Origin of the sequence: Flagellimonas aurea (genome assembly GCF_017313785.1) — a bacterium.
In the GTDB taxonomy this organism is placed as follows: domain Bacteria; phylum Bacteroidota; class Bacteroidia; order Flavobacteriales; family Flavobacteriaceae; genus Flagellimonas; species Flagellimonas aurea.
The window spans coordinates 65,509-89,442 of record NZ_JAFLNL010000010.1; the positions used below are offsets into that span (position 1 = coordinate 65,509).

The window sequence follows — 23,934 nt, forward strand, 5'->3', positions numbered from 1 at the left end:
TTAAACTCTCCCTTTCGTATGTCAAAAAATTTATTTGTTAGCTCAAATATCATTGGCCATGTAACTTTCCAATGATTAAATTTCGGGTTTTTTCAATACTTTTTCGATGGGCTTTACCAAATTTCGAATAATCTGTTCGCCATTAGGGTCATCGATCAGTGCTACCAAGATGTATCTTCGATTGGACTCTTTGCCCCATACCAGAATGGAATCGGAATGATAGGTTTTCCAAGAGCCGGATTTTCTAAAAAGACGTGCAGAGGGTGCAATGATCTCCAAGGTGTTCACGAATTTGTGGTGAAGCTCCGGATTCTCCATGATGTTTAGCATTTGTTTGGAGCGTTTTTCATTTACCAGCTTACCATTGGCAAGTAAGTAATAAAAGCGGCACACCTGTGTCACGGATGCGGCATGGCTAAGTTGTTTTAAAGGTTCCCTGTTGGTATTGCCGCCTCCGCCATATCTTTTGCCTACCCAGAGCCCGCCTCCGTTGCCCTCATCATAGAAAGCATACGTTGGATCGGTCATTACTGATTCTATCTTGGCATACCCCAAACGGTCTATCATCCTAGTAGATGCAGCATTATCCGATTTGCTGATCATTAATCTCATGTCCTTTTTGATCTCAGAAGTTTCAATAAGCTCGCCCTTTTCTATTGCATCCATCGCAGCAAGTAAAATGGCAATCTTTGGCAGACTTGCGGCATACATCATATGGTTGCCATTGATTCTTGCAAATCTAACATGCTCGGGGTTGCTCAGATCAACGATACCAATTGCCATCTTTTTTTGACCTATCAAGCTGGCCCATGCCTCATTGCCCAATATCTCATCTTCCAGATTGGCCTGTAATGAAGTATCGATTAACTTGGTCAATGGTTTTACTTTTTCGCTCCCAACTTTTATTGGGAGAGTCTGCTGACCAAAGATGGAAAGACAAACGGTAAAAAATAAAAATGCGAAATAGGTGATTTTCATTTAAAACGCATATTTTAAAAATTAGTCAAAATTATATAATCGTAAGACACACAATATGTTAAAATTCACATTGATTAATACGATTGTAAATGCTATTTCGGTTTTTCGGTAAGGGCTAATTTTTCTTCTATAATAAGTAAATGTGTAAGACGGAGTATCGAACCTTAAAAATGGATTTCTTTTTATAACAGAGTTCCTTATTTTGAATTAAGTATAATATATTGTAAGTAAAACGTTACATAATTATACTGTTTCCCCAAAAAAATGCTCAAAAGATACATACTTATCATTTCTGCTATCATCAATATTGTGTCAATTTTGGCCATATTGGGATGGATGTTCCAATTGGAATCCTTAACCAGAGTTGTCTCCGAACTCCCTTCAATGAAATTCAACACAGCCTTGTGCTTTATTTTTTTGGGAGCTACCATTGTACTTATTGTAAAACACTATAATATAGTTTTTGCACATATCGTCAATGCATTTTTATTGATTGTAGGATTGCTTACCTTGAGTCAGGATATATTTGCAATTGATTTTGGAATAGACCAATTTTTTGTTGAGGATTACTTTGGGATACGATCAGGTGATCCGCACCCGGGAAGGATGTCGTCCGCCACTTCACTTTCATTTTCGCTTTTGGGGATATCACTTTTACTGATTTTATTAGGAAAACCCAACAAAATGAGGTTTGCCGCATATATGTCCCAGGCAGTGGCATTTTTTTCTTTCTTGGCGATTACAGCCTATTTTTTTCAAATTCCTACGGAGGATAAGATCAACTTTCTTTCATCTATGGCCGTGCATACAGCAATCGGATTTTTGTTGGCGAGTACAGCGATTTCCCTTATGGTCCCAAAATATGGGATTATGGAACTTTTTATCGGCAGGGGGATAGGAAACCACCTTGTAAGAAAAATGTTCCTTCAACTATCGGCAATAACGATTTTGATTTCATATATCATTTTTCGGGTATATAGGGCGGGGTATCTAGAGTCAGGGTTTTCCATAGCTACACTTGCTGTTGCCTTTATCTCCGTTGTACTGTTCTTTTTAATGATCGTTATTCCTGAGATAAACAACTTGGAACAGGAAAGAAGAAGCGCACAAAGAGACCTTTTGGCCACTAGTACATATCTTAATGCCACACCGGACCCTATCGTGATTATTGATGATTCTGGCAAAATCCTACTTTCCAATAGTTTAATGAAAAAGACCTTTGGCTATGATGCAATACGCTTAAAGGGGAAAAACATAAACGATTTTGTGTCCGATGATTTTACAGAAGTCCATAAGAATCATATCAAAGAATTTTCAGCGGTAAAACCAACCATTGAGGAAAACGGCGAGGAAGCAAACATTACATCTGTAATCGAGACCCACTTACTCAAAGACAAAGGCAAAAAATTACCGGTTGAAATAACATTGAATTCCATTGTGACCCTAAACGGTTACAACACCATTGTTGCTTTTAGGGATATTTCAAGAAGGATCAAAGCAGAGTCCGATTTCAAAAAAGCCAATGAAAAGGTTTTGGCGGCCTTGGATGCCTCCATCATAGGAATATGGGATTATGATATCGAGGATGGCTCCATTATATGGGACGATACCATGTACAATATTTATGGTCTGGACAAGGAGAAAGAGCCTATAAAATTTTCGATTTGGGCAAGTATGATCCACAAGGATGATATAGATTGGGTCCTAAAACTTTTGGAGGCTGCCATAGCCAATAAAACCCCTTATGAAGGTGATTTTAGGATTATTTGGCCCGATGGTTCCATGCGCCATATACGCGCTAAAGGGTCGGTATACCTTAATGAAGAAGGTGAAGTAATCAGAATGTTGGGAACCAATTGGGACATCACCGAGCAGAAAATCAATGAGCTTGCCCTGGAAGCAAGTATGGAGCAAAACAGACTGTTTATAGATGAAGCACCAACGGCCATAGCCATGTTCGATACCAATATGGTGTACTTGGCAGCTTCCAAAAAATGGTTGGAAGACTATTACTTAACAGAAAGTGTTATAGGCAGGTCGCATTACGATGTGTTCCCAGAAATAGGTGATGACTGGAAAAAAATCCATCAAGAATGTTTGAACGGAGCCGTAAATACTTGTGATGAGGCCGTGTTTGAAAGGGCCGATGGCTCTAAACAATGGATTACATGGGAAGTGAAGCCATGGTACAAAAAGCCCGATGAAGTTGGGGGATTGCTCATGTTTACGGCCAATATTACCCAGTTCAAAGAAAATATCATGGAACGCTTGCGGTTGCAGGATATGCTGGACCAATCCAACCAGATCGCAAAGATCGGAAGTTGGGAGTACGATGCTTCAAAAGATGCACTTGCCTGCAGTTCTATGACCAAAGAGATATACGGAGTGCCCAAGGATATGGAACCCAGTTTGGACAGAATGTTTTCCTTCTACTCCAAGAAAGATGCAGAAACGTTGGAGAGAGCGATTCAGCAGTCCTTGGAACAATCGCATTCCTTTGATATGGAACTTAGAATTAACGCAGCCGATGGAGAGAAAAAATGGGTAAGGGTCATAGGTAGGACAAAGGGGTCTGAGCCTGATGGCAAGGTGTATGGGATTTTTCAGGATATTACCAGAATGAAGGTTTATGAGACCTCATTGATAAAGGAAAAGCAGAAAGCAGAGGCAGCTAATAAATCAAAATCCGAATTTTTGGCAAACATGAGCCATGAAATCCGAACACCCTTGAACGGTGTCATTGGATTTACGGATTTATTGATGAAAACCGAACTCAATGAAAGTCAGTCCGAGTATATGCAGACCGTCTATAATTCGGCAAACCATCTTTTGGATATAATTAATGATATACTGGATTTCTCTAAGATCGAGGCAGGAAAATTGGAATTGAACATTGAGAAAATAGACTTGCTGGAACTTTGCGATCAAACCATGGACATTGTCAAACATCAGGCACATGCCAAGGGCCTTGAAATATTGTTGGATATTTCCCCGGATATTGATCGTTCAGTTTATGCGGATTCTGTTCGCTTACGCCAAATACTTACCAACCTTTTGGGGAATGCGATAAAATTTACCCACCAAGGTGAAGTGGAGTTGAAAGTTAGATATAAGCCCGAACTGGGTACAGACACGAACAAAAAATGCTTTGTTTTCTCCATTAGGGATACAGGGGTCGGCATAGCCGAACATAACTTGGAGAAGATTTTTAAAGCTTTTGATCAAGAAGATGCTTCAACGACCAGAAAGTTTGGAGGAACGGGTCTGGGCCTTACCATTAGTAACCGTCTTCTAAATTTTATGGGAAGCAGTTTGCATGTAGAGAGTAAGCTCAACCAAGGTAGTGTTTTTTCCTTCGTTGTTGAGTTTAAAACGGAGGATGAATCCAGCAGGGAAGACGAACCGTTAAAATCAAAAGTAAGAAAGGTCTTGGTTGTTGATGACAACGAGAACAATAGAATCATTTTAAGGGATATGCTAAAACTCTCCCAAATTGATTCGGAGCTTGCGATCCACGGAGTCGAAGCACTGGAACTTTTGGAGAAGCATTCAGATTTTGATTTGATGATCTTGGATTATAACATGCCCTATCTCAATGGTGTGGAGGTGATTCAACATGTTCGTGAAAAATTTGGTATGTCCGCGGAACAACTTCCCATAATGCTGCTCCACAGTTCCATAGAAGATGAAAACATAAAACAAGCTTGTTCCGAATATGGGGTGCGTTTCAATTTATCGAAACCCGTAATGCTGCGGGATTTACAGTCTGCACTCGTTAAGGTCGGCAGTTCAAATGGTGTTGTTAAAACAGGGTCGTCGGAACAAGCAGATACTAAAAGCTTGGAACATTTATCACCGAATATTCTGGTGGCCGAGGATAATCCCGTAAACAGATTTTTAGCACATACCTTGTTGCAAAAAATAATGCCACAGGCCAAAATTGTGGAGGCTCATGATGGTTCGCAAGCAGTTGAACATGTTGCCCAAGCTCAGTTCGATGTTATTTTTATGGATATCCAGATGCCCGTGATGAGTGGGTTCGATGCCACCCAAAAAATAAGGGTGCTAGAGGGTCCTAATGAACATGTTCCTATAGTTGCACTAACCGCAGGAGTTGTTAAAGGAGAAAAAGAACGCTGTTTGGAACATGGAATGGATGACTATGTCACCAAGCCGGTAGTCTTGGAAAAGTTAAAAGAAGTCCTTTCAAATTTCCTGTTGAAGTAAAATATTACAATTAAAGGGTTTTTCATACAATTTTATGCCCGATTTTATGTTTAAGTAGGTATAAACCTACTTTTGGAAATGGGCACTATCCTAAAAAATGTATTGATTATCAGTCCCACGGAAAACCTCATGGAGATTTTCCAGAGTTTTGATACTTGTCGCGACTGGGAAATGGACTATTGCCAAGATAGCTTTAGTGCCTTGCAACGTTTAAAGAATTCAACCTATGATTTGATCATAATGGATGAAGGCATAGGACCTTTAGATCCTTTCAAGGTTATGGACTATGTTTTTCATGAGTTGCAAAAGTCCTATCCAATGGTAATCGTAGGAGACGATAGCAAACCAGAAGCGATACACGAAAACTATCAACGATGCAATTATCCCATAGAGCAATATAATGTTGATGCGCTTGTACATTATGGAAAAAGTGAAGAAAAGGAAAAGAAACTTTTCTCCTTGGAATATTTAAACGAACTATCCGACAATAATCAGGAATTTATTGAGGAATCCATTGTATTGTTCAAAAACACCTTGGATGCCAAGTTTGTTGATCTTCAAAAGGCCATTTCAATCCCGGATTTTGAGGAAGCACGTCAAATAGCGCATAACATAAAGCCCAGCTTTTCGATGTTGGGCAATGATGTAGGACCGGTTATTTGCAATACGATTTGCTATGACGCTGTAGAAAGCGAGATTCCAGAATTGGCCCAAACCTTGATGAAGGAATATGGGTTGATCGTAGATGAAATTGAAAAACAGTTTCCCAAATTAAAAGCAGTATGAAGAAGAGAATTTTGATCATCGAAGACAATCCCATGGTTGTAAAATCATTGGAGTTTAAGCTGACCAAAGATGGGTATGACGTTGTTGTGGCCGAAGACGGTAGAAAGGCTTTGGAAATACTCAAGGAAGACGATGCCATTGAATTGGTCATTACTGACCTGATGTTGCCCTATATTACAGGAACGGAACTCATAGAGCATATAAGGAACAATACTCCCACTATGCCCATAATAGTACTCTCTACTTCCAATCAAGAGGAAATTATTACTGATGCCTTTATGATGGGGGTCAACGATTTTATCACCAAGCCCTTCAGTCCCAACGAACTGTCTTTGCGAGTAAAAAGAACCATTGAAAGTCATTAATTGTCTGCATTGGAGAACATAATGCCTGATTGGCCTTGGCCGTTAAAGGTAACCGCCTTCTTTGTGTGTTTGTTTTTTTTGTTGGTGATCGTTACAGTGTCCGCATTGATAATCCTCAGAAGCTATAAAAACGCAAGAGACCGCAAGAAAAAATTATTTCAGGATAATATCGATACTTTTTTGAACAACGCTTTGTTCGATGAAACCTTTGATCTAAAAAAGGAGGCAAAAACCTTCAGATTCCAATTCTTAATATTCAAGCTGCAAAAGAAAATTGCCGTAAGGCAAATCTTGGTCTATAACGAAAATCTAAAGGGAGAATCATCCATTACCCTAAAACATATTTTCCGGGCTTTGGAACTCGATATCTTTATTTTGGATTCCTTGAAGAACGGCAGGTGGTATGATAAGGCACGAGCAATCTACGTACTCTCGGAACTCCACGTAAAAGAGTCCAAACAAGTAGCACTTTATTTAAACGATAAGCACGAGACCGTGCGTGCCCAAGCTATCTATTTCTATATAAAAACGGCAGAGAACAACCCATTGTCTTTCTTCTCCAAATTAAAAAAGGAACTTACCTTATGGGAACTTATCCAGCTGGAGGATTGTTTAAAGTTTGTATACGAAGGAGCTACCCCGGACTTTTCCTTATGGTTGAAGCATGAATTGAACACCGTTCTCCTTTTTTCCATTAGAATGATTCAGCAATTCAATCAATTTGAACACATTCCGGCGATTGTTCCTTTTTTGGACCATCCCAACGAACAGGTAAGAAAGCAGGCGGTGACCTCCTTGCGAAAATTGAATTATGAAAAGCTGTTGGATGAGGTAATGCCCAAATTTTCCAAGGAGACCCGACTGGTCAAAAAAGAGATCATCAAAGCGGTCGAAGCCCTTGGAGATCTACAAATGCTTCACAAATTAAAGCCGGCCCTTGAGCAAAATATGGAGTGGCAGACCCAACTTATGTACCTGACCGCGGAAAAAAGGATGCAACCCAACTTTTAAATTAAGGCGAACCTGTGGAAAACCTATACATCAACCATATTACGGAAATTATAAGCTGGCTGTTTCTGGCGTATGGGGCCATTGTATGTTCTGGATATATCTTCTCTGCATTTTTCTCCTTTCTGGAAATACGCGAATACAAACGTAAGAATGGTTTAAAGGATGAGATAGCACTGTTGCAGTCCACAAATCTACCTTCCATATCCATTTTGGCCCCCGCCTATAACGAAGAGGCCAATATTGTGGAAAATGTGAGGTCATTGCTTACGGTGAACTATCCTTCATGCGAAATTGTCATCATCAACGATGGCAGTAAGGATGGCACCATGGAAAAACTCATTGAAAGCTTTCACTTGGTAAAGGACGACTCCATTTACTATAACATTTTGCCCTCACAGAACATCAAACAAATCTATAAGTCAACATTTAAATCCTTCAAAAACCTTAAGGTTGTGGACAAGGCAAACGGTGGCAAGGCAGATGCCCTCAACGCGGGAATCAATGTATCCAAACACGATATCATTTGCTGTATCGATGTGGACTGTGTGCTGGAAAGTGATGCATTATTAAAATTGATAAAGCCTTTTTTGAACAACGAGAAAAAGGTTATCGCATCAGGAGGTATTATTCGTATAGCCAACTCTTGTATCATCGAAGATGGAAAGATCGTTGAGGTGAAGTTGCCCAACAAGTTCTTGATACGTGCACAGATTATCGAATATTTCCGGGCTTTTTTAATGGGACGTATGGCCTGGTCACGTGTTGATGGACTCTTGTTGATTTCGGGCGCGTTTGGCATGTTCGACAAGGAGACCGTGATAGAGGCCGGAGGCTATAACCCAAACACCGTTGGAGAGGATATGGAACTCTTGGTGCGCATGCGTAGGCTCATGAGGAATAGAAAAGTAGATTACACGGTCGGGTTTATCCCAGACCCGCTCTGCTGGACCGAGGTTCCGCACAACTGGACCATATTGCACCGGCAACGAAATAGATGGACACGTGGAACCGCCGAAACCCTTTGGATTCACAGAGGTATGATGTTCAACCCAAAATATGGGGTGCTTGGCCTTTTGAGTACACCGTATTGGCTATTTTTTGAATGGTTTGCGCCCTTAGTGGAATTTTTTGGGATACTATTTTTTATCGCACTCATGATCTTGGGTCAAATCAATTGGATGTTCGTGCTCGGATTTACCATGGTTTCCTACGGATTTGCGGTGCTCTATTCTGTAACGGCGCTATTTTTTGAGGAATTCTCATTTCAGCAATACAAAAAAACCTCTTATACCTATAAACTTGTACTGACCGCATTTCTGGAACCCATCATTTTTCATCCGTTTATTCTTTGGTCCTCCCTAAAGGGAAACATTGATTTGATACGCGGAAGAAAGTCTTGGGGCGATATGAGCAGAGCAGGTCTGGGCAAGATAGGGGAAGAGGTAACAGTAAAATAGCTAATGATGCAGGTTTTTTTAAGCAATAATATTTTAAAAAACGGTCATGTATTATGAAACAGTTTTGGTTATATGGTTTTCTTTTTTTGACATTGGGCGTTTGGTCACAGGAGACTGTTCCGGTGAACGAGATGTATAAAATGGCCAGGGAAGAAGCATTTGAACATAAAAACTATGATAAGGCCATTGGTTTTATGGAGGAGGTGGTGAAAAAAGCTCCGGAAAATGTGGACTATGCCATTTTTTTGGGACGATTGTACACCTGGGATAAACAACCCGATAACGCAAGAAGGATCCTGGGAGCAACTTTCAATTCGAATTCAGAGTATGAAGACGCAGCCTTGGCTTACGCCAGCTTGGAGTTCTGGAACCAAAATTCCGAGAAGGCCTTGGAAATTGTTGACAAAGGATTGCAATCCCACCCAGATTCCGAGAACCTGTTAGTGCTCAAAGCAAAAATATTGATGGATTTAAAGCGAGGTCAAGAAGCAAGCAAAACGTTGAACACCGCTTTGAAGTACCATCCAAAATCTACCAACGTACGGTCCTTGTTACAGAATATGGCCACGGGCGAGAACTTGAATGAGGTAGGGATATCCTATAATTTTGTGGATTTCAAGGAGCGTTTTGACCAACCTTGGCATTTGGCAAGTCTGCATTATGGAAGGCAAACAGGTATTGGACCGGTTTTTGGCAGGCTTAATTATGGCAATAGGTTTGGAATCGGTAGTACACAGTTCGAGGTGGATTTTTATCCAAGAATTTCAAAAACGTTTTATGCCTATATCAATGGGGGGATATCCAACGACAAAGCTATTTTTCCACAGTATCGCGCAGGATTTTCACTTTATGCCAATCTACCTGCCGCCTTTGAGGTGGATGCTGGTTTTAGGATGTTGCAGTTTGATGAAGCCTCATGGACTTACACCTTTGGATTGGGTAAATATTACAAGAACTACTGGTTTAACCTTAGGACATATCTAAATACGGTAGATGCTGAGATAGCAGATGCGTATGCACTTACGGCAAGATACTATTTTGGCGGAGCCGACGATTATTTTAGCGCACGTGTGGGGACTGGTTTTTCGCCGGACAATACATCGAACAATGTGCTGTTCAATAATACAGCAAGGTTGCGCTCTACTAATTTTGCCTTGGGCTATAGAAATCTGTTGGGCCAAACCCATGTTGTTTATGTAGAAGCATCGTATGACCGTATAGAGTTTGCTTCAGATACTTTTGATGACCAATACACTGTGAAATTGGGTTATATCAAACGTTTTTGAGATGTAGTATGGACATACAAGAAGTATCGAATATCTTAATTCCTAATATTCGATACTTCTTGTAAATCAATATCTTCAATATTTCCTCAAATACTATTGCATCAGTTCAACATCCAAACGGTATTGTCGGTTGACGAAAAATTACTCCTTTGGGTCCCTCCGATGGCAAAGAGATTACCATTTAAATTGACCAACGTAAAGAAAATAGCCCGTATAGGGAAGGAATCAATCGTAGTGGCCAATTCCCAATCTTCACCATTTGGGGATATATAAAAGGTAGAGGAGCTGTTCGGGCCATCAACAGGAGTAGTCATCAATATGATTCTATCGTCGAATACCACCGTGCTTACAGAGTTTATACCTCTTTCTCGAATATTGGAAAAGACTGGGTCGGACCAATTGACGCCATCCGAACTGGTCCTAGTGCTGATTGCTTCGATGTCCGAATCCGGGTCGGGTTCAATGCAATATAGAATATCATTAAGGCTTTCAATTTGAAAACTGAATTTGGATTCAAATCCATGGTTTTCGGTTTCCAGGACCCAATTTAAGCCATCCGAACTGCTATATACATTTCGCTCAGGGGAAAGTTCTTCCACATCGCCCCTGTAGCCGGCAATCCTAAGTATTTGATCTCCAAGAACTGTAAATCTAGAGGACTGATATTGAGTAAAGGGTGTAGTCTCCGTTTCCTCCACCCAAGTGATGCCATCTTCGGAACTAAAGATCTTATTGGACTGGACACCTTCAGAAATACCTCCATAAATCCATAATCTGCCATTGAACGCTATCAGCTCGTGCCCATAAATGGCCCCAAAAGAAAGATTGCCTTCAAATGTCCAGTTTTCACCATCTGCACTGGACCAAATATCCGGGAGCGGAGTATCCGTTTCGTCCCTGCCTCCTATCAACCATACTTTTTCATTAAAAACTTCAACAGCCGCACCCTTTCTGCTGCCGTATGCTGCATCTTCGGTAATCAAGGTGGCGAATATGGCTTCGGTGGTAAAAAGCTGTACCTCACTTTCTGCCAGGGTAGTACCATCTTCAACAGCTATGACTCGCCAATAATAGTCGGTGTTCAGCTCAAGGGGGTCGGCTTCTTCTATATCAAAGGTGGGCATGTCAAGTCCGGATGCGAATTCTGTTAACCCATCCTCGGAGGTTCCAAGAAAAACGGAGTATGTTACCGCTTGATCTCCATCGTACTCCTCCCAGGCTATGGTCGGTGTCTTGGAAACGGGCTTTTCGTTATTGGAAGGACTCAATGTAACCAAGGTCCCAACGGTAATTTCCCCCCCGTCATCGTCGTTGTTATCGTCATCATCTCCAACGTCATCGACGTCTTCAATTTCATCTTCGATTTCACTTCCATTGTCATCATTGCTACAGCTCTGTAACAAAAGGGCAAAGCAGATAAATAGTAGTTTAAAAAATGGCTTTACAGTATTCATGATGTATCTTATTTATAAAAAGTATTGTAGTTTTCGTTCACGGTCATTGCTAATAAGAAAGACCAAAGTGGTCCATTACTTCATAATAGGTCATTTTATTAAAGTTTATGGTCTGCCCGTTTTTCGTGGTAGTATTGCTGGCAGGGATAATCACATATCTAAAATCTGTAAAGATTGTGAATGCGGTAGTTGAGTTATCAACTGAGCGGGCGACAAAGATGATTTCGCCCAAAGTTTCCGGCAATACAAAGTAGTAGGTTTGGTTGTTGAAGACCACGGGGATTGGAACTACGGAGGCCCCATCGCGCCCATATACCAAAACGGTTCCAGAATTTAAAATATCGCTGGTAAATGCTTCATCCTCAATATAGAATTGGGTATAGCTTACAATATTATTCGAAAATTGTTCTGGTATCCATTCAGAGGCGATTACATTGGCATTTCCATCTTCTCCAGGTTCACCTTGGGGTCCAGTTGGTCCTTGTTCGCCCTGCGCTCCCTGAGGCCCTTGTTCACCTTGTGCTCCTTGAGGGCCTGTCGGACCTTGCTCACCATCTTCTGCGGAACAGCCGATGAATAAAGAGGCCAAGAGAATAATAATTGTTGTTTTAATAAATAAAGAGGTTTTCATTTCTAAGGTTGTAATTAATGGTTCAATTAAAAGCTTGTGTTTTGCCGTGGAGTCATTCCTTGGAGAAGTGCGTGTTTTTGATGATTTTGTTTCGGTTCATGATCTTGAGCATGTATTTTCCTTTTTGGAGTTTGTTAACATTTAAACAGATTTCAAAACGGGGAACTTCATCCAGTATCCCTTCATATCTCTTTTTCTTCATGTTGATATGAAGTTTTTTTGTTAGTAATTGGCAAGGTGGAATACGTTTGTGACTTACACTGCCAACCTTGGAAACAAACTTAATGGTATGGGGAACAGGGGGCTATGAATTATGTATCAAAGCCTGTGAAATATGTAACATAACTACGGTTTTCCGATCGGGAAGAATTTAAAAAGTCTTGTTCTTACTGAATTCAGAAGGGGAGAGGCCATAGGTTTCCCGAAAGCATTTTGTAAAATAGGAATGATCGTTAAAACCTACTTGATATCCTATTTCTGAGATGTTGACATCACTTTTCTGTAAAAGTTTGGCTGCCAGTTTTAACCGCTGGCCCCGTATAAACTCCGATGTGGTTTGACCGGTGAGTGCCTTTAGCTTGCGATGAAGTTGCATTCTGCTCATGCCAATGGCAACGGAGAAGGCCTCCGCGTTAAAATCGGACGAGACCAATTGTTCGTCCAAAATGGTTTGTAGGGATTCCAAGAACCGTTGGTCATACGAACCAATCGAAATGTCCTTTGGGGTTAATATTACCTCTTGGCTAAAGCGTTTTTGTAATTGTTTACGGCTCTCCAAAAGATTTTGGACCGTTTGCTTCAAAACTTTATTGTTAAATGGCTTGGTCAGATAGCTATCGGCTCCAATCTCTAATCCTTGCAATCGGTTTTCATCGCCAGTCTTGGCGGTGAGCATTACAATGGGTATGTGGGATGTAGTATCGTTGGTCTTACAGTTCTCGGTCATTATCAGCCCATTGTCCTTGGGCATCATTAAATCTGTAATGATTAGATCGGGCACCTGCTTTAGTGCCTTTTGAAATCCGACATCGCCATTTTCGGCGGTAATTACATGGTATTTGTTATGCAAAATGGAAGAAATATACGTGCGTATATCTTCATTGTCATCCACAATTAATATAATGTCCTTGGCCTCCTTGTCTTCTACAGAAACCCTTTCATTGTTATTGCCATCAATGATTTCGCTCTCTTGGTATGGGGTTTGGTAAGTGGTAGGCTTCGAATGCATATCCTTCTCGTTTATTGAAAAGGCATTTTCATGAACGGGGACCTCCATATAAAAAGTGACACTATCTTCATCGCTTTTTACGTGTATTTTGCCCTTGTGCAGTTCCACCAGCTCTTTGGTAAGTGCCAGACCAATACCTGTTCCCGGCTCGTTTTCGTGGCTTCGGTGGAAGCGGTCGAAAATGTTATTGAGCATTTCTTTGGAAAGTGAAATGCCGGTGTTTTTTACAGATAACGAAAGGTTGCCATCCCCAATGTTTGCACTTACATGTATTTCGGCCTTTTCGGGACTGTATTTTAGTGCATTGCCCAAAAGGTTCACCACTATTTTTTGAAGCACATCGGCATCGTACCAGTAGAGATGTTCTTCAATGGAGATCTGAATGTTGAGCAGCTGTGATTTTTTGTTGGCCTGGAACACAAACGATTCAGCAATGGATTTTAGAAACGAGGACAACAGCCCTCGGCCAACCTGTAATTTGTAAAAACTGGATTCGAGTTTGGACAGGTCGAGCAATTGGTCCACCAATGTGGTCAGCCGTTCGGCATTTTTTTTGGCAATGGTCAAATTTTGTTTGTCTTCCTTACTAAGACGGGCGTTTTCCAGTTGATGGTCTACCGGACCTTGTATCAAAGACAATGGGGTGCGCAGCTCATGGGAAATATTGGCGAAGAAGTTGGATTTGGCGGTGTCCAGTTCCATTAACCGTTCGTTGGTCTTTTGTCGGTTACGATACAGCAAAAATAGAAACAGGGCAACCAGCGAGATGAGTGCAATTCCCCCCAAAAGAATATTCCGTTGATTTTTTTTGCGTACGTCGGCAAGTTCACTTTGTGATTTTAACAATGCAATTTCCTGTTCTTTTTTCTGTGTTTGATATTTGGCTTCAAGGTCCAATGCAAGACTTTTTTGTTTTCGGGCATCCAAAGAATCTTGATGCACCAAGGTTTGGCTATAGAACTCGGTAGCTTTTTCAAAATCCCCCGTTTTCCTGTAAGACTCGGCAAGTGAGCTTGTAATTCCCAATAAAATGCCACTATGGCCCGCATCGGAATCTTGGAAATAATGATATGCCTTTTCCAAATATGGGATGGCTTCTCGGTGTCTGTTGATTCTTTGAAGGAAACCTGCATGGACCCGATTGGCATTTGCGATTTCTTCGGGGTTTCCCGCCTGTGTCAATAGGTCGAGTCTTTTCTTGTAATAAAATTCGGCTTGCTCGTAGTTGTTGAGGTCCGTCTCAATAATACCAAGGGACCAATAGATGTCCGCCACCCGTTTACTGGAGCCCATACGTTCAAAATAGGCCAAACTTTTTTTAAAGTAAGGGATGGCTTTTTCGTATTCCCGTCGTTGCCCATAAATATTGCCCAGCATTATATAGCCGATATGTTCCTCTTCAGGGTTTCCGATTTCCGAAGCCATTTTTTGGGCACTGCGGAAATAGCGCTCCGCTTTCCCAATATAGGATGTGTCCTGTACGCTGTAGGTTCGCAACAGTACCTTTCCCAGATTGAACAGTGCATTTACCACATGTGGGTTTTTTTCACCATAGCGCTCGGAAATGGAATCTATTTTTTGATAGTGGTCTATGGCATCAATGTCTTCGAACTTTGAATAATGGACATTGCCAAGTGAAAGCAAGGCGCTTGTCATTACCTCTGGTAGTTTGTTGGCGCTCGCCAAGGTCATTGCTTGCTTGGCATAATAGGTTGTGGAATCGTAATCGCCCTTCCTGAAGTATAGATGTGAGATTTTGCTCTTTGCCTTTCCCAAAAGCAGATGGGAACCTTCTCTTTTTGCGATTTCAAGATTTTGAAATGCAAGCTGGAGGGCATCATCATATTTTGATGATTCGGATAAGGAATCTATTTGTGTTTGATTGGATAAAAACCCATCAGGTACATTTTGACCAAATGATGAAAACCAAATTGATGTAAGAATAAAAACTAAGCCTCTTTGAATCATGATATCAATTTTATCATCAACTTGACAGGACAAGTTAACCAAAATTCCACTTTACCCTCCGTTCCCATGTTAATTTGCCAAAAAACGGATAGGTTTTGACCAAAAAGGGAACCAAATGGCTTTTTAAGAGTCTAATTCTTGCCAACACCAATTTTAGCGTTGGTCTTTACTTTGTTCCTTTATGACTATTTCCCTGATCGGGATATCATCTATCAACACATCTTTTAGCACGGCATCCCCGTTTTTAATGGAAACCAGGGCGTATGTGGTTTTGGTTGTATCAATCTGTGATTTTTGATAGGTGGCTTCGGCATCGTACGCCTTGGATTCCTCCATATAAAATCTGTTAAACGGGTAATCGATTGATACCTTGTTTTCCCCGTTTCTGGACACAAACCATGCCTTGGCCTCTACAAAATCCTGTTGGCCGTTGGGCGACTGTTTGGAAATGGAATCTATTTTTGCAAACCCGGATTTGTTCGTACCAAGAAGCACATACACTTTTTCACCTCGGGACCAGTCCATTTCATCTTGCACGGTAAAGGTGTTTTCTTCAAATGTCAATGTAATGTATTTCCCCCTAAAAGGATCGTTAGGGTCGACCGGGGCAGTCTTGAATTTGTATTCGGTGCCTTCCTCCAGTATGCTTTCTTGGTTCCAAACCATTTTGGCGGGAACATAGAGCTGAGCTAGTGCCACTAAGGCAAAAATGAGTATTTGTTTGTTCCTGCTAGTCATTTTCCTGTCTTTTTCGAATCATCCTATAGTTGGCAAAAAAGAATCCCACACCAACAGATATAAATAGCAGTCCACGGATTACAAAACTTAGGTCGGTATCAAAAAACCTGCATACGATCAATGCAGCTATAATAAGAAGACCGTAGTTGAGAATGCCCAAATGGTTCTGTTTGGAGCCAGCTCTAATTGTTAGGATTCCAATGGCGAAAACCAAAAGATTTATCAAGAATACCGCTATGGATGAAAATGTTCCTATAAAGAAAATAGGTATAAACAATAGGAAGGCAACCGAAAAAGGAGAGATATCTTTAATTGGTGACGATTTTAACCTTTCATATAAAAACATCATGGCCAATACGGATAAAATGATGGTAATGATAAATTCTGGAGCAACAATAATTTCATTCAGGAACATTTCTTTTTTAATGAGATGCTCCCAAAACTCATTAAAGCTCAAAATCAATAAAATGACAACGTTACCTAAGCTTCCCAATAGGGTAAAGTCATTTTTTGTGGTCTTGTCCATGAAGAATTTACTTGTTCCAAAAAGATAGAACAGGCCGAACAAAGATGCGTATGCCAAGAACATGAGTTCGTCCATTTGTTTGGAAAAAGTGCCCAAAACCACGGTCAGGGACAAGGCGATAAACCAATTATGAAAACGGACAAAGTTGCTTTTCGAACTTTTCTTTAGTAAAAGATAATAGTGGGGAACAATGGCGGCAATCAACAACCAATAAATATAGGGTGAATCCTTGGGGTAGTCCCAATATCCGGTTTCGCCTGCGAAATACGTTGTTCCAATAATGTAGAGCAAAGAAACCGTTGAGGATTTCATTACATAAACAAGGGGCAATATCAAGAGCATCCATGTCAGTAGATACGAGCTTAAATTTCCGGGAATATTATATATCTGACTGATCAACGCTATGCTGGTACCAACTGCAAAGAACAGAAAAACCGCTGAACCTTCTTTCCAAGCAATATTTTGATGCTTTTTTAGTAGGGTGAACGAGCATAAAGCCTGTCCTACCAATAAAGGAAGAAATGCTGCTCCTGTTTTTAGCCCGCGGGACAGTTCATCCCAGTTATGCGCAATGATTAGAATCGTCCCCAGACCGACCAAAATTGCCCCCAAAATGCCAAAAACCACAAAAAGCTTGTTAGTGGATGGGTCTTTTTTGTTTTTGTAGTAAGATTCGATTCTTGTCGAGGTATCCTTGGAGATTACCCCGGCACTTTCAAGTTCTTGCAGGTCGTTGAGAATGCTCATGGTCCTCGTTTTGTAGGTTAAGCCTTGAATTTGATTAGGTTAAGATACATAATTATTGTAAAGTAGGTAGAATGACTTAATCTTTCCTCTTAGTTGTTTTTCTGTATTCTTTCCCTTTTTTTAATACCAACTTCAGGTTAACATCATTTTTGGTCGATAAAATCGCCCCAATTTTGAAATGCAAAGATTTTTTTTATAATTTTTCCATACAATCACAATAGTTATATAACTTAGGATAAGTAACCAACAACACCATGGACAACCTCAAACGCGTAATTGTAGACTATAAAAAACTCACCTCCGAGGTACTCAAGCTTTTGGTGGAAAAATATCCTGATGGATATGGGGATGATGATGTAATTAACTTCAAGAATATAAAGGGAGAATATATAGAGGCTGTGGAAGTATCTACCGAGGATACCAAATATCTGGTAAAGATCAGCTCAAAACTGGAACGTTCCATGGCCGACTTCGATGAGGATGATAGCGATGAGGAAAACTTTGATTCCGAGGATTATGATAAAATCCCAGAGGAAGACGAGGACTTTTCAGATTCAGATTCCGGTGAAGAGGAGTAGTAGCCTAACCCTTCAGATTTTCTAACATCTCCTTTGTGGTCTGGTCCAAATTGAATCTAGGTTCCCAGCCCCACTCATTTCTTGCCTCCGTATCATCAATGCTACTGGGCCAAGAATCAGCGATTTCCTGTCTAAAATCAGGGGCGTAGCTTATTTTGAAGTTTGGAATGTGCCCAACAATGCTTTCGGCCATTTTTTCAGGGGTAAAGTTCATGCCGGCCAGATTATAGGAAGATCTTACTTTTATTTGCTCTGATGGACTTTCCATTAAACTAATGGTGGCTCTAATGGCATCGTCCATATACATCATGGGAAGTTCTGTATCACTCTTCAAAAAGCACTCATATGAACCTTTTTTAAGTGCTTCATGATAAATCTCAACCGCATAATCGGTAGTACCACCGCCAGGCATCGTTTTCCAGCTTATCAACCCGGGGTAGCGGACACTTCTAACATCCACGCCATATTTTTTATGATAGTATTCACACCACCTTTCCCCAGATTGCTTACTTATGCCATACACCGTACTTGGTTCCATGATTGTACTCTGCGGAGTATTGGTTTTAGGGGTGTTCGGTCCAAACACAGCTATGCTGGAAGGCCAGAATACTTTGGAAATCTTTTTGTCCTTTGCCAAATTCAGGACATTGAAAAGGGAATTCATGTTCAGGTTCCATGCACGCATTGGGAATTTTTCTGCCGTGGCGCTGAGCATGGCAGCCATTAAGTAAACTTCATCGATCTCGTAATGCATCACCACATCTTCAATTGCGGCATAGTTGGTGGCGTCCAAGAGCTCAAAAGGTCCTGACTGCATTAAGGCGTCTCCGCCTTCGCGAATATCACTTGCAATTACATTATCAGCACCGTACTTGCTTCTATGTTCAAAGGTGAGTTCCGTTCCTATTTGGCCACAGGCGCCAATGATCAATATGGGCTTATGCATTAAAAATGAAGTTAATTTAGTTCGAGGGCAAAGATACCCTTTATTAAAATTTGTACATTAGCTTATGCAAAAATTGTTAGGTATTCTTGTTCTGATAGTGCTTCTAAACGCCTGTAAAAAGGTTGAAGAAGCCCCTGTTGAGGTGAACACCGAGGAGTTGGAGTTCAACTATCAAAAAATGCCCGAAAAAGTTGAAATCAATCCCGAAGCTGCTGCTATAGTAGCTGATTGGCAACAGTTCAAAGATTTGAACAGTAGCATTGATGTGCTTTACAAGGCAACCAACAATGAAGATTTGGCACTTGCTATCGACGATTTAATAGAAAAGGAGAAGAAACTGGAAGCGGGCCAATACCCTGAACTGTTCGATTCGTTTCAAGTGAAGAGCCGACAGATGGTGATGCGAACTTTTTTGTACAAGGCGAAGACCAGCATTATGGAAAATCAACCGACCACAGAGCCCACCATAAAGGTGTTGGAGGCATACAATTCCATACGTAAGCAGTTGAATGTGATCATGAACAGCCAATTGGATAAAAAACTGATTCTAGATGATACATAAGATTCTTGTATTGGTGCTTTTAACGGTATCAGTCACCCTATTTGCGCAGAATACGGAGAAAGATAAAATCAATGATGTGCTGGATGGTTGGCACCTTGCTGCGGCGAACGCCGATTTTGAGGCCTATTTTGATAAAATGACCGAGGACGGTGTGTTCTTGGGAACCGATGCCATGGAAAATTGGCAGAACGATGAATTCAGGGCATTCTCCAAACCCTATTTTGACAAGGGCAAAGCATGGAGCTTTACGGCGGTACAGCGAAATATTTATGTAGGGGAGTCTGGCGATTTTGCCTGGTTCGACGAATTGTTGGATACCCAAATGAAAATATGCAGAGGTTCCGGAGTGCTTAAAAAAATAAATGGGCAATGGAAGATTGCCCATTATGTATTGTCAATAGCGGTACCCAACGATAATGTGGCCGAGCTGGTCCAAATCAAGGAAGAAAAGGATAATGCTTTGCTCCAAGAACTAAAAAAGAAGCAGTAGCTTAATTTTTAGTTCCTTCCGAACCTTCGGCGGCTTGTTGCTTTCTCGATTCCAAAGCTTGCTTGCTCAAACTTGCCAAATTAAAATTCGGAGCTATTTTCAGTGCTTCATCAATAGAAGCAATAGCGGCATCGATATTCTCTTTGTTCTGGTTAAAATCGGCCAATCCCTTCAAATGGTAGAAAGCCGCTTTTAGAGGAACTTCATAGGGTTGTTGTCTTTCATAAAAGGCATACTTCATTTCATCCGTTGCATTGGCAATACCATATTCGATATTTTTAACGGCTCCTTCCATATCCCCAGTTTGAATTTTAAGATCGGCCATTTCATAAGCCAAGTAAGGAGATGGGTTTCTGGAATTCAACTCCTCAAAATGTTCCAAAGCTCTTTTGGGCTGGTTCAAGGACTTGAGTGAAAAGGCCTTTACCTGTACCGCCAAATCCGAATCTTCGGCATTCTTTTCAATGCCTATAGTGTTCAAGGCTTGCATGTGTTTGCCATTGTTCATGTAAACAAAGGCCAAAGTATCCCTTCTCTCTTTGGACGGAGAAATGACGTTAAGGTGCGTCAATGCACTGATAACACCATTTACATCACCCTGAAGGCGCATTTCTTTATAGTAGGCATTATAGTGCTTTAGGAGTGCATCGTTTGTTTGGGAAATACCTGTAAAGCCCACAAATAGGAGCAATAGGAGTACAGTCTTTTTCATTGATCTTCAATTTAGTGCGCCAAATCTAACAAATTAATCCCAACCCGCCTGTTAAGAATTCGATAAGTAAAAGGCTATGGCCCTAGGAATCAATTGCTGTTTGAAAGGTTTGGCCTTTGCCCATAAAGTTCTTGCTCAGCACTATCTTCCCTTTGGTATCGGGTTCTTCGTCATATGCGGGAGCGGGCAAGCCTCTCTTTTGGGCTTCTTCAAAATAATATATTTGCTTTTTGGGGTGATGCGGATATACACCGTTAAAGAGTTCTCCCCAGTATCCTTGCTCTAGAATGGTAGCAATCATGTGAATGCAATCATGAAGGTGGATCAGATTTATTGGATTGTTTCCACCAGTCAGGTTCTCCCGACCTGAAAGCATGGTGACGGGATGTCTATTTGGACCAATCAAACCTCCAAATCTAATGATGGTTGCGATGAACCCATTTTCGTTTTTCAATAGGTTTTCGCATTCCACCAATTGTCTACCCGATTCGGTTGTAGGCTGTGTGGGCGATTCTTCGGAGACTTCGCCATCGGCATCCCCGTAAACAGCCGTACTGCTCACAAAAATGAGATGGGATACATCACTCTTTTTGATTTCCGTGATGAGGTGCTTGATTTTTTCAACATAGCTTTCGGTTTGCTTGCCACGAAGTTTCGGCGGTACGTTGATGATCACTTTATCAAGATCGGAAAGGAAGCTTTGGATGTCGCCTTCAATTTCTTTTTCTGACAAACGAACCTTGAAGGGTTTGATTCCCTCGTTCTCCAAGGCAGAGAACTTATCGGATGATGTTGTGGTCCCGTGAACGTTGTATCCATCTTCAATTAATTTTTTCGCTAAGGGGAACCCTAGCCAACCGCAGCCCAAAACACCAATGTTTTTACTCAAATCGTAAAGTTTTAATCGTTAATATAGCATCATTTAGAACAAATGGCATGGGAATACTGTTTTTTGGACGTTCCGGAATACTGAAGTCAGGATGTGTCAAAAGGTCGTTGGATGCTTCATAAAGAGTAAGTTCCAGTACAGAATCCTTGGGAAACTCCAATTGTAGTTCCGTAAAATTATTGTTTGTTATGTAGTGTGTGACCAATCTGTTTTTCCTGTTTTCCAAGAAATGGGAGGATAGCTCAATCTGGTTTACTTTGGCTTTCCCCAATTTTATCGGGTTTGTAAAAATCTCCAAACGGTTTACGTCTCTTTGCGGGGTTATGCAGATTTCAATCACTCTGTTTTCACCAACGATGGTGTCCATTACCGTGTCAATGTATGGCACGGGTATTTCTTTTTTCGGAGCATCGGCAACATAATTCAAATTGGTGCGGTATTTACTGGAAATTGTCTCTGCTTCGGGTTGCTTTTTATCCTCTCCAAGAAATTGACCGTTCCAATCTATCAGGACATTGTCGTAAGTGGCCCATTGGGAAGTGTTTTTGTCTTCATTGTAAACATATAGCAAGCTGCTTGGTTTTGGTCTTTTCTCGTTAAAGTCGGATTGGATATGGCTTGTGATTCCAAATGTGAAGAAGAGAAACAAACAGAGATAGGCCAAACGCCCTTTACTTTTTAACTGGCCAAAAAATGGGAGTATTAGGAAGAACAACAGTGTTGTGAACAGCGTTGAGGCGACCATCATTTTTAAACCAAGGCCAACGGGGAACATTTTAATGAAAGGGGAGTAGATGAGTACTGCGGGCAATGCCAGAAATACCATAAGGAAAGGGTTTGGCTTTTCTTGGTTAATAGTAATTAAAAGTCCTGCCAACAAACCAAATAGGGGAATTATAAAAAAGCTGGCTCCTTTGAGGTAGTGTGCAACCAATCCGCAAACGATCAGCCAAATAAAAATTGGGGCAACCAATAAATTGGGTGTACTTGTTTTTCGATATTTGTGATAGGTGTAAAAACACACGAACAACGAGAACATGACATATACCACAATGTAGAGATGCCCATTGTAAGTGAATCCATGGAGCATGTCCTTAAAACCAGGGTACCACCATGTAATTATGGACCAACAGAAATATCCCGCAAGTCCGTTGACGAGCAAAGTGATAAGAACCGGAACAAAGCCCTTGAAAATTTCCTTGATATTGAGTTTTTTGTTTTTGAAACCAAAAAATAGCAGCAGTACAAACGCAAGAACTGCAAAACCGAACATAGGCCAGATCCATTCAAAAGGGTAGGAGACCATGTGATACAATGGGAGATTGTAATAAACTTCATCGCTCAAACTTTTTAGGTTATCCAAATCGGCATCACTAAAATGGGTGAGCAGGGGCATTAAGTAGCTTCCTTGGTGAGCAAGTGTGTTCCTATCCAATCTTTCGTAGTTGTCCAATGCAGTATGGTAATCAAAATGGTCATCGATAAAGGCAAAATTGAAGCCCTCAATATCGCCGTCCTCCCTGAAAACGGTAAGGTCGGTATCGTTAGGGAGCATTTTGTAGATACTGTAGGCCAAGGAATTTGCTACGGGATATTTTGGATTGGCCTCTTTGAATTCTTTTATCAATTTGGCATTGCCCCTGTTGGTTTCGATAAGCATGTAACTGGGGCCACCGCTGCCCCGTGCCTCAAAATTAAGGACAAGGCCTACATCTTTGGCCCACGGGTGCTTGTTTACAAAAAGGTCCGCTCCGTTAAGCCCAAGCTCCTCTGCATCGCTGATTAGGATAATGATGTCGTTTTTGGGCGTTCTGTTCTCGCTCAAAAAAGCGCGGATACCTTCCAAAATAGTCGCCACGCCGCTTCCTGCGTCGCTTGCTCCGAAGGATGAATGTGGATTACTGTCGTAGTGAGACAATAGAAGAAGTGCTTTTCCATCTCCACTTCCTTCTATTCTTGCAAGAATATTGGTTGCCTTGCTCAAGTTGCCCCAGTCACCTGCAGTGTACCCATCTTGAACGGTGGTCGTCAACCCCATTTTGTTCAATTCGGAAATGATATAATCTTTGACGCGTTCGTGCCCAGGGAAACCAACGGCATGGGGTTCCATAGATAATTGTTTTACATGCTCCAGCGCCCTGTCTGTGGAAAAGGCTTCCAGCTCAACATCTTGGTCGGGGCTGTAGGGAGGCATCAAGGATTTAAAACTCCAGTATACGGCAAAAAGAAGGAGTAATAGGGCAAGGGTTCGGGAAAATTTCATGGCTTAGCGTTGTTGGTGATTAAATGTATGAAATTCTAAAAGGTTCTCATATTTTGATGTCAAAAATTAGGTTATTCGCTAAAAAAGTCTAT

At 41.1% G+C, this 23,934-nt stretch carries 20 protein-coding genes; 9 read left to right on the top strand and 11 right to left on the bottom strand.

Annotated features, from left to right (window positions below):
• Positions 1-75 precede the first annotated feature (75 nt).
• Complete coding sequence (locus J0656_RS15850; protein WP_207035643.1) at positions 76-978, bottom strand: serine hydrolase; 903 nt, start codon at positions 976-978, stop codon at positions 76-78.
• 264 nt (positions 979-1,242) lie between these two features.
• Between J0656_RS15850 and J0656_RS15855 the strand changes: the two genes are divergently transcribed.
• The 6 genes from J0656_RS15855 (at position 1,243) to J0656_RS15880 (ending at position 10,110) form a co-directional block, all read left to right on the top strand.
• On the top strand, positions 1,243-5,205 hold the full coding sequence (locus tag J0656_RS15855) for a response regulator (protein ID WP_207035645.1): 3,963 nt from the start codon (positions 1,243-1,245) through the stop codon (positions 5,203-5,205).
• A gap of 78 nt (positions 5,206-5,283) precedes the next feature.
• Positions 5,284-5,991 carry an Hpt domain-containing protein gene (locus tag J0656_RS15860; RefSeq protein WP_207035646.1) on the top strand — a complete coding sequence of 236 codons (708 nt, stop codon included), beginning with the start codon at positions 5,284-5,286 and terminating at the stop codon, positions 5,989-5,991.
• A complete protein-coding gene (locus J0656_RS15865; RefSeq protein WP_108245368.1) occupies positions 5,988-6,356 on the top strand; it encodes a response regulator transcription factor in 369 nt (122 codons plus the stop codon). Before J0656_RS15860 ends, J0656_RS15865 begins: the two co-directional genes overlap by 4 nt.
• A gap of 9 nt (positions 6,357-6,365) precedes the next feature.
• Positions 6,366-7,367 carry a HEAT repeat domain-containing protein gene (locus J0656_RS15870; RefSeq protein WP_207035648.1) on the top strand — a complete coding sequence of 334 codons (1,002 nt, stop codon included), beginning with the start codon at positions 6,366-6,368 and terminating at the stop codon, positions 7,365-7,367.
• A 14-nt stretch (positions 7,368-7,381) separates the two neighbouring features.
• On the top strand, positions 7,382-8,824 hold the full coding sequence (locus J0656_RS15875) for a glycosyltransferase family 2 protein (protein ID WP_207035650.1): 1,443 nt from the start codon (positions 7,382-7,384) through the stop codon (positions 8,822-8,824).
• A 53-nt stretch (positions 8,825-8,877) separates the two neighbouring features.
• Positions 8,878-10,110, top strand: coding sequence for a YaiO family outer membrane beta-barrel protein (locus tag J0656_RS15880; protein WP_207035652.1), 1,233 nt, complete (start codon positions 8,878-8,880; stop codon positions 10,108-10,110).
• Positions 10,111-10,211: 101 nt separating this feature from the next.
• Here the strand turns inward: J0656_RS15880 and J0656_RS15885 are convergent, their stop codons facing one another.
• The 6 genes from J0656_RS15885 to J0656_RS15910 all read right to left on the bottom strand — a co-directional run bounded on the left by J0656_RS15885 (position 10,212) and on the right by J0656_RS15910 (position 17,402).
• Positions 10,212-11,564, bottom strand: a complete 1,353-nt coding sequence (locus J0656_RS15885) for a DUF6242 domain-containing protein (protein WP_207035654.1) — start codon at positions 11,562-11,564, stop codon at positions 10,212-10,214.
• Between the two features lie 49 nt (positions 11,565-11,613).
• Positions 11,614-12,195, bottom strand: coding sequence for a collagen-like protein (locus J0656_RS20320; RefSeq protein WP_207035656.1), 582 nt, complete (start codon positions 12,193-12,195; stop codon positions 11,614-11,616).
• 52 nt (positions 12,196-12,247) lie between these two features.
• A complete protein-coding gene (locus J0656_RS15895) occupies positions 12,248-12,397 on the bottom strand; it encodes a hypothetical protein (protein ID WP_207035658.1) in 150 nt (49 codons plus the stop codon).
• A gap of 168 nt (positions 12,398-12,565) precedes the next feature.
• Positions 12,566-15,391, bottom strand: a complete 2,826-nt coding sequence (locus tag J0656_RS15900) for a tetratricopeptide repeat protein (RefSeq protein ID WP_207035660.1) — start codon at positions 15,389-15,391, stop codon at positions 12,566-12,568.
• 153 nt (positions 15,392-15,544) lie between these two features.
• Complete coding sequence (locus tag J0656_RS15905; RefSeq protein WP_207035663.1) at positions 15,545-16,129, bottom strand: GDYXXLXY domain-containing protein; 585 nt, start codon at positions 16,127-16,129, stop codon at positions 15,545-15,547.
• Positions 16,122-17,402: a DUF2157 domain-containing protein gene (locus tag J0656_RS15910; protein ID WP_207035665.1), complete on the bottom strand. Its 1,281-nt coding sequence runs from the start codon at positions 17,400-17,402 to the stop codon at positions 16,122-16,124. The genes J0656_RS15905 and J0656_RS15910 overlap by 8 nt, the downstream gene beginning before the upstream one ends.
• 254 nt (positions 17,403-17,656) lie before the next feature.
• Here J0656_RS15910 and J0656_RS15915 point away from each other — a divergent pair, with 254 nt between their 5' ends.
• Positions 17,657-17,980, top strand: a complete 324-nt coding sequence (locus tag J0656_RS15915; RefSeq protein WP_207035667.1) for a hypothetical protein — start codon at positions 17,657-17,659, stop codon at positions 17,978-17,980.
• A gap of 4 nt (positions 17,981-17,984) precedes the next feature.
• On the opposite strand, the gene J0656_RS15920 is transcribed toward J0656_RS15915, so the two are convergent.
• Entirely contained in the window at positions 17,985-18,926 is a 942-nt protein-coding gene (locus J0656_RS15920; protein WP_207035668.1) for an NAD-dependent epimerase/dehydratase family protein, read from the bottom strand.
• A 64-nt stretch (positions 18,927-18,990) separates the two neighbouring features.
• Between J0656_RS15920 and J0656_RS15925 the strand changes: the two genes are divergently transcribed.
• Positions 18,991-19,488 (top strand): hypothetical protein, encoded by a 498-nt coding sequence (locus tag J0656_RS15925; protein WP_207035670.1) that lies wholly within the window; start codon positions 18,991-18,993, stop codon positions 19,486-19,488.
• Complete coding sequence (locus J0656_RS15930; RefSeq protein ID WP_207035672.1) at positions 19,478-19,978, top strand: nuclear transport factor 2 family protein; 501 nt, start codon at positions 19,478-19,480, stop codon at positions 19,976-19,978. Before J0656_RS15925 ends, J0656_RS15930 begins: the two co-directional genes overlap by 11 nt.
• A 1-nt stretch (position 19,979) precedes the next feature.
• Here the strand turns inward: J0656_RS15930 and J0656_RS15935 are convergent, their stop codons facing one another.
• From J0656_RS15935 to J0656_RS15945, 3 genes are all read right to left on the bottom strand, one after another.
• On the bottom strand, positions 19,980-20,690 hold the full coding sequence (locus J0656_RS15935; protein WP_207035675.1) for a hypothetical protein: 711 nt from the start codon (positions 20,688-20,690) through the stop codon (positions 19,980-19,982).
• A gap of 82 nt (positions 20,691-20,772) precedes the next feature.
• Positions 20,773-21,579: an SDR family oxidoreductase gene (locus tag J0656_RS15940; RefSeq protein WP_207035677.1), complete on the bottom strand. Its 807-nt coding sequence runs from the start codon at positions 21,577-21,579 to the stop codon at positions 20,773-20,775.
• Positions 21,572-23,842 (bottom strand): M28 family peptidase, encoded by a 2,271-nt coding sequence (locus J0656_RS15945; RefSeq protein WP_207035679.1) that lies wholly within the window; start codon positions 23,840-23,842, stop codon positions 21,572-21,574. Before J0656_RS15945 ends, J0656_RS15940 begins: the two co-directional genes overlap by 8 nt.
• Between the last annotated feature and the right edge of the window lie 92 nt (positions 23,843-23,934).

Excerpts from the sequence above, each read along its gene's own strand:
- J0656_RS15850 (WP_207035643.1), bottom strand. The coding sequence starts at position 978 with ATGAAAATCACCTATTTCGCATTTTTATTTTTTACCGTTTGTCTTTCC.
- J0656_RS15855 (WP_207035645.1), top strand. The coding sequence starts at position 1,243 with ATGCTCAAAAGATACATACTTATCATTTCTGCTATCATCAATATTGTG.
- J0656_RS15860 (WP_207035646.1), top strand. The coding sequence starts at position 5,284 with ATGGGCACTATCCTAAAAAATGTATTGATTATCAGTCCCACGGAAAAC.
- J0656_RS15865 (WP_108245368.1), top strand. The coding sequence starts at position 5,988 with ATGAAGAAGAGAATTTTGATCATCGAAGACAATCCCATGGTTGTAAAA.
- J0656_RS15880 (WP_207035652.1), top strand. The coding sequence starts at position 8,878 with ATGAAACAGTTTTGGTTATATGGTTTTCTTTTTTTGACATTGGGCGTT.
- J0656_RS15885 (WP_207035654.1), bottom strand. The coding sequence starts at position 11,564 with ATGAATACTGTAAAGCCATTTTTTAAACTACTATTTATCTGCTTTGCC.
- J0656_RS20320 (WP_207035656.1), bottom strand. The coding sequence starts at position 12,195 with ATGAAAACCTCTTTATTTATTAAAACAACAATTATTATTCTCTTGGCC.
- J0656_RS15895 (WP_207035658.1), bottom strand. The coding sequence starts at position 12,397 with ATGAAGAAAAAGAGATATGAAGGGATACTGGATGAAGTTCCCCGTTTT.
- J0656_RS15900 (WP_207035660.1), bottom strand. The coding sequence starts at position 15,391 with ATGATTCAAAGAGGCTTAGTTTTTATTCTTACATCAATTTGGTTTTCA.
- J0656_RS15905 (WP_207035663.1), bottom strand. The coding sequence starts at position 16,129 with ATGACTAGCAGGAACAAACAAATACTCATTTTTGCCTTAGTGGCACTA.
- J0656_RS15910 (WP_207035665.1), bottom strand. The coding sequence starts at position 17,402 with ATGAGCATTCTCAACGACCTGCAAGAACTTGAAAGTGCCGGGGTAATC.
- J0656_RS15915 (WP_207035667.1), top strand. The coding sequence starts at position 17,657 with ATGGACAACCTCAAACGCGTAATTGTAGACTATAAAAAACTCACCTCC.
- J0656_RS15920 (WP_207035668.1), bottom strand. The coding sequence starts at position 18,926 with ATGCATAAGCCCATATTGATCATTGGCGCCTGTGGCCAAATAGGAACG.
- J0656_RS15925 (WP_207035670.1), top strand. The coding sequence starts at position 18,991 with ATGCAAAAATTGTTAGGTATTCTTGTTCTGATAGTGCTTCTAAACGCC.
- J0656_RS15930 (WP_207035672.1), top strand. The coding sequence starts at position 19,478 with ATGATACATAAGATTCTTGTATTGGTGCTTTTAACGGTATCAGTCACC.
- J0656_RS15935 (WP_207035675.1), bottom strand. The coding sequence starts at position 20,690 with ATGAAAAAGACTGTACTCCTATTGCTCCTATTTGTGGGCTTTACAGGT.
- J0656_RS15945 (WP_207035679.1), bottom strand. The coding sequence starts at position 23,842 with ATGAAATTTTCCCGAACCCTTGCCCTATTACTCCTTCTTTTTGCCGTA.